The sequence below is a fragment of the Streptococcus mitis SK575 genome, assembly GCF_000257865.1.
Taxonomy (GTDB): Bacteria; Bacillota; Bacilli; order Lactobacillales; family Streptococcaceae; genus Streptococcus; species Streptococcus mitis_CQ.
The window spans coordinates 1-2,729 of the sequence record NZ_AICU01000053.1; the positions used below are offsets into that span (position 1 = coordinate 1).

Annotated in this window: 4 protein-coding genes; all 4 read left to right on the forward strand. The window is 41.5% G+C overall.

The features are described 5' to 3' along the window. The first annotated feature begins 140 nt into the window (after positions 1 to 140). Positions 141 to 926, forward strand: coding sequence for an enoyl-CoA hydratase (locus HMPREF1048_RS06475; RefSeq protein ID WP_000400070.1), 786 nt, complete (start codon positions 141 to 143; stop codon positions 924 to 926). A gap of 92 nt (positions 927 to 1,018) precedes the next feature. Then, positions 1,019 to 1,453 (forward strand): fatty acid biosynthesis transcriptional regulator FabT, encoded by a 435-nt coding sequence (gene fabT, locus HMPREF1048_RS06480; protein WP_000386358.1) that lies wholly within the window; start codon positions 1,019 to 1,021, stop codon positions 1,451 to 1,453. Beyond that, positions 1,453 to 2,427 (forward strand): beta-ketoacyl-ACP synthase III, encoded by a 975-nt coding sequence (locus HMPREF1048_RS06485; RefSeq protein ID WP_000852950.1) that lies wholly within the window; start codon positions 1,453 to 1,455, stop codon positions 2,425 to 2,427. Before fabT ends, HMPREF1048_RS06485 begins: the two co-directional genes overlap by 1 nt. Before the next feature lie 58 nt (positions 2,428 to 2,485). Next, positions 2,486 to 2,710 carry an acyl carrier protein gene (locus HMPREF1048_RS06490; protein WP_000257838.1) on the forward strand — a complete coding sequence of 75 codons (225 nt, stop codon included), beginning with the start codon at positions 2,486 to 2,488 and terminating at the stop codon, positions 2,708 to 2,710. Positions 2,711 to 2,729: the final 19 nt, after the last annotated feature.

Sequence of the window (2,729 nt, forward strand, 5' to 3'; positions counted from 1 at the left end):
AAGTCAGCTCAAAACACTGTTTTGAGGTTGTGGATAGAACTGACGAAGTCAGTAACCATACCTACGGCAAGGCGAAGCTGACGTGGTTTGAAGAGATTTTCGAAGAGTATAAACTGCTTATAAAATAAAAAGGAGTCCTGATGGAACACATTATTTATCAGCTTGAAGAGGATTTGGCAATCCTTACCTTGAATCGTCCTGAGGTCGCGAATGGTTTTCATATCCCTATGTGTGAGGAGATTTTAGAAGCTCTGACTTTGGCAGAAGAGGATCCGGCTGTGCATTTTGTCTTAATCAACGCGAATGGCAAAGTCTTCTCCGTTGGGGGAGATTTGGTTGAGATGAAGCGAGCAGTCGATGAGGATGATATTCCATCATTGACGAAAATCGCAGAGTTGGTCAATGCTATTTCTTATAAAATCAAGCAAATAGCCAAACCTGTCTTGATGGAGGTTGATGGAGCTGTTGCAGGTGCCGCAGCGAATATGGCTGTTGCTGCAGATTTCTGTCTGGCAACGGATAAGGCTAAGTTTATCCAAGCCTTTGTTGGCGTTGGTTTGGCTCCAGATGCAGGTGGGATTCATCTATTGAGCCGAAGTATTGGTGTGACGCGTGCTGCTCAATTAGCCATGACAGGTGAGGCTTTGCCCGCAGAAAAAGCTTTAGAATGGGGGCTGGTTTACCGCGTCTGTGAAGCTGATAAACTTGAAAAGACGAGAGAACAGCTTCTTAAAAAATTAAGACGTGGCTCAGCTAATTCTTATGCAGCTATCAAGAAGTTGGTTTGGGAGAGTCAATTTAAAGATTGGCAAGATTATGCTGCTTTAGAATTGAAGCTACAGGAATCCTTGGCCCAAACAGAGGATTTCAAAGAGGGAGTTCGGGCTCATTCGGAGAGAAGAAGACCGAAATTTACTGGAAAATAAAAAAATACTTGCACCATTCTTTGAAGTTTGATATAATTCTTTTGTCAAATGTTTTGATTGTGAAAGTTTTTTTGAAAAGGAGGGAAAAGAGATTGGACTACCAACGAATTAATGAATATTTAACATCTATATTTAACAATGTCCTCGTCATCGAGGAAGTTAGCTTGAGGGGTAGTCGTTTCAAAGATATCTCCATCAAAGAAGTCCATACAATCGATGTAATTGGAAAATTCCCAGACGTGACGCCAAGTCAAGTGTCGAAAGAGTTGATGGTGACTCTTGGGACGGTTACGACTAGTTTGAATAATCTTGAACGCAAGGGTTACATTGAACGCATTCGCTCAGAGCAGGATCGTCGTGTGGTGCATCTGCATTTGACAAAGAAAGGTCGCTTGGTTCATAGACTTCATAAACGCTTCCATAAGGCTATGGTCGAAAATATTATTGACGGTATGAGCAAGGAAGAAACTGAAGTTATGAGCAAAGGTTTGACTAAACTTTATCAATTTTTGGAGGATTTGAAATAATGGCTTTTGCAAAAATAAGCCAGGTTGCTCATTATGTGCCAGAGCAAGTGGTTACAAATCATGATTTAGCCCAGATTATGGATACCAATGATGAGTGGATTTCAAGTCGGACGGGAATACGACAAAGGCATATTTCAAGAACAGAATCTACTAGTGACTTGGCTACAGAGGTTGCCAAGAAACTGATGGCAAAAGCTGGAATCACAGGGGAGGAGTTGGATTTTATCATCCTAGCTACCATTACTCCAGATTCGATGATGCCCTCTACAGCTGCTCGTGTCCAAGCTAATATTGGTGCTAATAAGGCCTTTGCTTTTGACCTAACAGCTGCTTGTAGTGGATTTGTATTTGCTCTTTCAACTGCTGAAAAGTTTATCGCTTCTGGTCGCTTTCAAAAAGGCTTGGTGATTGGTAGTGAAACCCTGTCTAAAGCAGTCGATTGGTCAGACCGATCAACAGCTGTTTTGTTCGGAGATGGTGCTGGTGGAGTCTTGCTAGAAGTTAGCGAGCAAGAGCATTTCTTGGCAGAGAGTCTCAATAGTGATGGGAGTCGTAGCGAGTGTCTAACTTATGGACATTCAGGCCTGCATTCTCCATTTTCAGATCAAGAAAGTGCAGATTCATTTTTGAAGATGGATGGGCGCGCAGTCTTTGATTTTGCCATTCGGGATGTAGCCAAGTCTATCAAGCAGACTATTGATGAATCTCCTATAGAGGCGACAGACTTGGATTATCTGCTACTTCATCAGGCTAATGACCGTATCTTGGATAAAATGGCTAGAAAAATTGGTGTCGACCGAGACAAACTTCCAGCCAATATGATGGAATATGGCAATACCAGTGCAGCCAGTATCCCGATTTTACTTTCAGAGTGTGTGGAACAAGGTCTCATCCCTTTAGATGGTAGCCAGACTGTTCTGCTATCAGGCTTCGGTGGAGGATTGACCTGGGGCACGCTCATTCTTACAATTTAGGTAATCATGTGGTGAACACATTGTTATAAAAAACTATTTATTTTAAAGGAGTCCTATCATGGCAGTATTTGAAAAAGTACAAGAAATTATCGTTGAAGAACTTGGAAAAGACGCATCAGAAGTAACACTTGAATCAACTTTTGATGATTTGGATGCAGATTCATTGGACTTGTTCCAAGTAATCTCAGAAATCGAAGATGCTTTTGATATCCAAATCGAAGCAGAAGATGACTTGAAAACAGTTGGTGACTTGGTTGCCTACGTTGAAGAGCAAACAAAATAATACTCAATGAAAATCAAAG

What these genes read in the sequence shown, in the direction of transcription:
- HMPREF1048_RS06475 (WP_000400070.1), top strand. Translation starts at nt 141, where the DNA reads ATGGAACACATTATTTATCAGCTTGAAGAGGATTTGGCAATCCTTACC.
- HMPREF1048_RS06485 (WP_000852950.1), top strand. Translation starts at nt 1,453, where the DNA reads ATGGCTTTTGCAAAAATAAGCCAGGTTGCTCATTATGTGCCAGAGCAA.
- HMPREF1048_RS06490 (WP_000257838.1), top strand. Translation starts at nt 2,486, where the DNA reads ATGGCAGTATTTGAAAAAGTACAAGAAATTATCGTTGAAGAACTTGGA.